Genomic DNA, 6,062 nt, shown 5'->3' with positions numbered 1-6,062 from the left:
GTCTGGGTGCCGTACTGGTTGAGAAGCCCCCACGCGCCACAGGACCCGCGATACCAGCCATCGGCAAGCTGGACCGTAAGCTCGTGCGCACCCGTCGCCAGCGCGGCAGTGACGTCGTAGGTCTGGTACTGGACGCGCTTGCGATAGTCCGTGTGGCCCGGCGCCATGCAGAGATCCCCGACCTTCTCGCCGTCAATGCGTGCCTCGTAGAGGCCGCATGCGGTGATGTAGAGGCGTGCCCGCACCGGAGCCTTGCCCACAGCGAACGCGCGGCGGAAGCAGTCCACGGGGTAGCGGCCCTCAAGGATGGGCTCGGTCACCACCTGGTCGGGGCTCGCGGGGCGCATGGCGGCGACCATCTGCCTGAAGTTGCCCATCGCACCTGCGCGTGGGGTGAGAACGTCGTAGTTGCCGCTGATCCAACGGGCGCACCAGTCATCTGCCGAGAGAAGCCCCTCCTCGATGCTTGCGGACTCGGACCAGGGACCGCAGGCGTCACCGTCATCCCAGAGGCGCACGCGCCACGTAACGCGCTCGCGGCTGGCAAGGGTGGCACCGGGCCAGGCGATGCGCATGGAGGCGCTTGCGACCTTGCCCGTGTCCCAGAGCGTGGCACCCGCACCATCCTTGCATTCCACCTGGTAGGCGCTCTGGGAAAGACCGTCCTCGTCAATCCAGGCAAGCTCGGGGCACCTGACGTCTATGCCCAGGGGATTCGTGAGGCACGCTGCGGTGAGGTTTGTGGCTCGCATGGCTAGCCCTCCTTGGTGGTGACGGCTGGCGCATCGGCCGCGCCAGAGGCCTCGTGACGCGCCTTGATCTCTTCCTGCTCCTGCTTGATGGTCTTCTCGACGTTCAGGCGAGAGAGCAGCACCACAATCACGATGGACGTGATGATGTCAAGCACCAGGAAGAAGAAGACAAAGACGGCCTTGGTGGCGTCGCTTTGCTGAGCGGCAACGGTGACGCCGTCCACGACGGATGGCGGCACGTAGCCCGTGACGCCAAGCATGAGGTTGAAGACGCCGTTGGCAACGCCCACGCACACGGTCTGGATGATGGAGTAGATGGCGCTGGAGAGGCCGTCGCAGCGGAAGCCAAAGCGCCACTCGCAGTGGTCAAGCACGTCGGCAAAGAGGGCCATGAAGACGTAGGAGGCTGGCAGGCACCCCACGTTCTTGATGAACTGGCCCACGAGGACCACGGGCATGCTCGTGGGGAAGAGCGCGCAGACGGCAGAGCCCACGGCCATGATCACAAAGCCCCAGAGCGTGGAGTTGCGCAGGCCGACGCGCTTGGCGACGGGCCACACGGCAAAGATGCCCAGGCCCATGGGGACGCCGCCGATCACGTTGATGAGCGTCAGGGTGATGCCGTCGTTGTAGGAGCCCAGCACGTAGTTGCAAAAGTAGAGCAGCGACAGGTTCTTGAAGTTAAGGGAGAGCGTGTAGATGAAGAGGTAGAGCATCAGGATGACCCAGTACCTGTCGCCCATCACGGTGCGGATCTGCTCGCGGAAGGGCACGGGCTCCTCGGCTGCCTGCTCGCCCTGCTCCTCGGTCACGCGCCCGCGGGTAAAGTAGTACTCCATGAGGATGAGCGGCAGTGCGACGGCGCCCAAGATCCAGCCCATCACGGCCCATGCCGCCTGGTCGGCGCCGATCACCGGCAGCACGATCATGGGGAAGAGCGTCGCGATGATGATGCCCGTGGCCATGGTCTGCGCGATGTTGTTCATCACCGAGAGCGAGCCGCGCGCCTCGGAGTCGCGCGTGGAGAGCGGCACCATGAGGTTGTGCGCCATGGTGTAGAGGGAGTTGGCACACAGGTAGAAGAGGTTGTAGCTCACCACCACCCAGATGACCTCGGCAACAAGGCCCAGGTTGGGCACCGTGAAGCAGAGGACCGTGGTCGCAAAGAAGATGGGGGCCGAGACGAGCAGGTACGGGCGGGCCTTGCCCTGGCGCGTGTGCGTGCGCTCGATGAGCTTGCCCACCCAAAGGTTCACCACGGCGTTTGCAACCTTGGAGACAATCGGGAAGATGAGGAGGAAGAGCCCTCCCCAGAGCAGCGTGAGCCCCAGCACGTCGGTGTAGAACACGTTGAGGTAGCTGGCGAGAACCGAATTCACGAGTGCCGGGCCAACGGGTCCCACCAGGTAGCCTAAGATCTTCTCGGCCGGCTGCACCTCTTCTGACCTCACCCGAGAGTCAAAGACCGGTTTGTTGGCAAATGACAGTCGCAGGCCTCCCATGGCGTGTTTCCTCCCCTTCTCTGCGCCCCTATGGGCTTTCGCTTTCGTCTCGTTGTCTGTACTGTACGGGGCGGGAGAACCAAATTCTTACGTATTTGTGTTGTAGCTATTCGTTTTGTCATGAGACAAGGGCGAGACAAGGGGAGACTCTCTTTGTCTCACTTCGGATACTCGCGCATCTCGTCAGGCTTGTGCAGGGGGTTCCACACCTGCGCGAAGAACGGGTCTACCTTCGCACGGGCACCGTAGTTCCAGCTCTTGGCCTCGCAGGTCGGGCACCAGTGGCCACCTTCAAGCACGAGGCGCGGGCTGGCGTCGAACTCGTGCCCAAACGCGCAACGGAAGCGCAGCTTTGCTCGCCAGTTGCCCTTCTCCATGCTGGCGGAGAGAAGCCTGCCGCCGCGGAACTCCGCAGCGCCGCGCATGTCCTCCAGCGAGAGCTCCTCCTCGGGCTTGGACTCGTCGTAGCCGTGGTCGACTGGGACCACGTGGTCCCAGTCGGTGAACTCGGGCATGTCGCTTACCCTCTCGGGCAGCGCCTCCCAGGCGGCGCGGCTGCCCCAGTAGGCGTCGATCCTGTCGTCCATCCCCTCCTGGATGAAGTGGCGCGTGCCGTGGTCGGCGTCGAGCAGCTTGTCGAACGTTGACTTCTTGATGATCGAGCCCATGAGGCGCTGCCCGCCGGGAATTCGACAGAGAAAGCGCGCGGACCCTATGGCAGCAGGCCCCATGGCCCTGAGGTACTCGTCATAGAAGTACTGCATGGAGTCGCTGCGGAAGTGGAGGAGGTCCTCGAGCCTGTCGGAGTCGAGGTAGTACTGGCCATGGAAGTTGCGGGTGGCAACGCACCTGTTGTCGATGACCGGGTCCAGGCTCGTGAAGCCCAGCTCACCGTAGAGCTTGCGGTACATGGCGACGGTGCTCACGCGGCAGCTCTCGCCGCCGCCGATGTTGTAGACGTGGCACCAGAACGAGGGATCGAGCGTACCCTTGGCGTCATAGGAGGCAAGGTGCGCCATGGCTCGTCCGGAGTCTCGGTCCGAGCAGTACTCGAGCACGTTGAAGAGGCAGTTGTGGAACTGAATCGCGTCTCGTACCTGCACCATCGCGGGCCCTATGATGCCCGTCTGGCGAAGGCTCGCCCAGCGCGCAAGGCCAGACTCGATCACGTAGCGCTCCGCAGCCACCTTGGACACGGCGTAGTAGTCAAACATGCTGGGCTTGATTGGGTCGCCCACACGACCCCAATGGATGGGCGGCATGCGGTCGCCGGTCTCGGCCACGGTGCCGATGTAGACAAAGGCCGTGGTATCGTCTTGCCCTAGCTCGTGGATCGTGTCGATGAGGCGTTTGGTGCCACCGAAGTTCACGCGCATGGCGGTCTTTGGATGGTAGTCGGCCGCCGGCGAGACAAACGCCGCGATGTGGAGGACAAGGTCTGTGCCCTCGAGGCAGCGACGCAGCGCCGCGTCGTCGTCGAGGTCGCCCCACACGACCTCAAAGCCGCGCGTTCCCTCGAACGGTGCCATCTCGCCACGGTTCTTCTCGGAGTCACGCACCAAGGCCACGAGGTCGTAGGCATCCCCGAGCTCCGGCACCATCTGCCTGAGCGACGCCATGCCCATGCCGCCCGAGGCTCCCGTCATGAGGACGCGCGCCTTTCTCGGCATGCTGGGCTGCCCTGCGGTTGCCATGGCTACTCCCCCTTCATCGAGATGACGTCGGCCTTGTTGTCAGCAACGTCAAGCGAGAGGCGAATAGAGTCCCCAATGGCGGCATCGATGTCGTCATCGGTCACGCCCAGGGGCACGGCTCCCAGGCTCTTGTCGATGAAGATCTCGGAGGTCTGGATATCTGCGAACTTCACCATGTCGAGGCCGCCGTCGATGCCGCTCCTCCTCTGGTCGCGGCGCAGCTTCCAGCCGCCGATGGCGTATATCCAGGTGGGAATGGTGCGAACGGGCTTCTCGGGGCAGCCCATGTGCTTGTGGACATGGCGCAGCATCTCCTCCCACGTCATGTTCCACCAGCCAATGGGATAGCAGTTGCCGCCACGGTTGCGCTCGATGGCACCGGCGATGGCCTGCCCCACCTGGTGCACCGTGACCATGGCCGTGCCGCCGCGGGTCCACAGGGTGGCACCCTTCATGCTACGGATCTGCTCGACGAGAAACACCCACACAGGCTTTCGGCCGGGCTGCGTGCCAAAGATGTAGGGCAACTCGAGCACTGCGACGTCAAAGCCGGGTCCGGCAACGTCCATAGCGGCGTTCTCCTGGTCGATGCGGCTCCTGATGTAGGGGTGCCACTTCGTGAGCTGCATCTGCGGCCACTTCTTGGCAGCGTAGGCGAAGTAGCTGCCGCAGATGGCAACGTGCTTGACGCCGCACTCCTTGGCGAGTGGCAGAAGGCGCCTGATGGGATCGATGTTGAACTTCCTGTAGAGGTCATAGATGGGGGCCGGCCCCTCCACGCGCTCGTCGACGCCGGCGGCAAAGACAAAGGCGTCGCAGCTGCGCAGGTGGGAGCGCATCTCGTCGTCGCTCATCTCGAGGTAGTTTCCAAACCCGACCTTCATCTCAGGCGGAAGCGTGGCTCCCTTGGGCACGGGCGGAAGCGCCAGTGCCGTAACCTCGTGACCGCGTGCGATAAGCTCGCGCGCTGCCTCGCTTCCCAGAAGTCCCGTTCCGCCAATCATGAAAACCTTCATGGAGCACCTTCTCCTTACTTTGCCGAGCATCATCGAACTTCATCCAGAGTAGTCATGCCCGTACAGTAGGGATATCTTTTGTGTCATCGTTTTTGTAGACTTGTCCTCATCCAGAGGCCGCGACCACGATTGGCGGAGAAGCCCTATGGACCTCGAGGGGATCGACTACCTGGCAACGCTCATGGCGAGCATCGCCGTTGTGCCCGCGCACGTCTACCAGCGAAACTCCCTGGCCTCGGCACACATCCCCGTGAGGCTTCCCGCAGACCCGCTTGCCCTGTGGGAAAAGCAGGCGCTCGACGTCGACGGCCCTGTTGGCTACGTTCCCGTCGACGACAACCTCTACCTTGGCGTTGTCGTTGCCGGAGACGCACGGCTTGTGCTTGGGCCCATGCCCGAGGCTCCCCTCCAGAGCACCCAGGTCACCGCCATGGCAGCCCAGCTCGGCGTCTCCCCCGCCGACCTGCCGCAGTTCACGGCCGGCATGCGCTCGCTCACCACGCTGCCGACACTCACCACCGTGCAGGTGCTCTGCGCCATCGCGTTTGCCACCAGCGGCGAGAGGGTCGACATCGACCAGGTGATGGTCCACGACGACGTGCAGCGCGTGCTCGACTCGAACCTCGCCAAGGAGGAGTTCCGAGCAAACGAGTTCTCCACACACGAGGGACCGGAAAACTCCTCGCTCAAGATCGAGGAGGTCGTATGCGCCCTCGTGCGGCAGGGTCGCCCGAACGAGCTGCGCGCATACTTCTCGCGGCTTCCGTCGTTCAGGGCAGGCGTGCTCTCCTCGAACCCCCTGCGCAACGCCAAGGATACCTTCATTGCCGCCACAACGGTCATCTCTCGAGCGGCAATCTCAGGCGGAATGAATCCGTGCAAGGCGCTTGCGCTCAGCGACTCCTACATCAACCGTTGCGAGCTTGCCGGAGACACCCAACGGGTGGGCGAGCTTGGCTACCACATGGCCGTCGAGTACGCCGAGCGCGTGGGTCGCCTACGCCTGGGCGAGAACCCCTCCGAGCTCGTGCTCGGCGCCACAAACTACGTTCGTGCGCACATCTTCGAGCCCATCCGCACCGAGGACGTGGCCAAGGC

General features: G+C 63.7%; 5 protein-coding genes. 1 reads left to right on the top strand and 4 read right to left on the bottom strand.

The window, feature by feature from the left end:
- From ACO59D_RS12675 to ACO59D_RS12660, 4 genes are all read right to left on the bottom strand, one after another.
- Positions 1-752: glycoside hydrolase family 78 protein (locus ACO59D_RS12675; RefSeq protein WP_485127295.1), on the bottom strand; the 752-nt coding region annotated here is incomplete at its 3' end.
- 2 nt (positions 753-754) lie between these two features.
- A complete protein-coding gene (locus ACO59D_RS12670; protein ID WP_485127294.1) occupies positions 755-2,254 on the bottom strand; it encodes an MFS transporter in 1,500 nt (499 codons plus the stop codon).
- Between the two features lie 158 nt (positions 2,255-2,412).
- Positions 2,413-3,948, bottom strand: coding sequence for an NAD-dependent epimerase/dehydratase family protein (locus tag ACO59D_RS12665; protein ID WP_485127293.1), 1,536 nt, complete (start codon positions 3,946-3,948; stop codon positions 2,413-2,415).
- Between the two features lie 2 nt (positions 3,949-3,950).
- Positions 3,951-4,964 carry an NAD-dependent epimerase/dehydratase family protein gene (locus tag ACO59D_RS12660; RefSeq protein ID WP_485127292.1) on the bottom strand — a complete coding sequence of 338 codons (1,014 nt, stop codon included), beginning with the start codon at positions 4,962-4,964 and terminating at the stop codon, positions 3,951-3,953.
- A 145-nt stretch (positions 4,965-5,109) separates the two neighbouring features.
- Here ACO59D_RS12660 and ACO59D_RS12655 point away from each other — a divergent pair.
- On the top strand, positions 5,110-6,062 hold a 953-nt coding region (locus ACO59D_RS12655; protein ID WP_485127291.1), incomplete at its 3' end, for a hypothetical protein.

This window comes from Tractidigestivibacter sp., from assembly GCF_057241865.1.
Note: the sequence above shows the minus strand (reverse complement) of the source record. Positions and strands in the feature narration are given on the sequence as shown.

Bases quoted from the DNA above. Each gene is read 5' to 3' on its own strand.
- ACO59D_RS12670 (WP_485127294.1), bottom strand. From the start codon at position 2,254: ATGGGAGGCCTGCGACTGTCATTTGCCAACAAACCGGTCTTTGACTCT.
- ACO59D_RS12665 (WP_485127293.1), bottom strand. From the start codon at position 3,948: ATGGCAACCGCAGGGCAGCCCAGCATGCCGAGAAAGGCGCGCGTCCTC.
- ACO59D_RS12660 (WP_485127292.1), bottom strand. From the start codon at position 4,964: ATGAAGGTTTTCATGATTGGCGGAACGGGACTTCTGGGAAGCGAGGCA.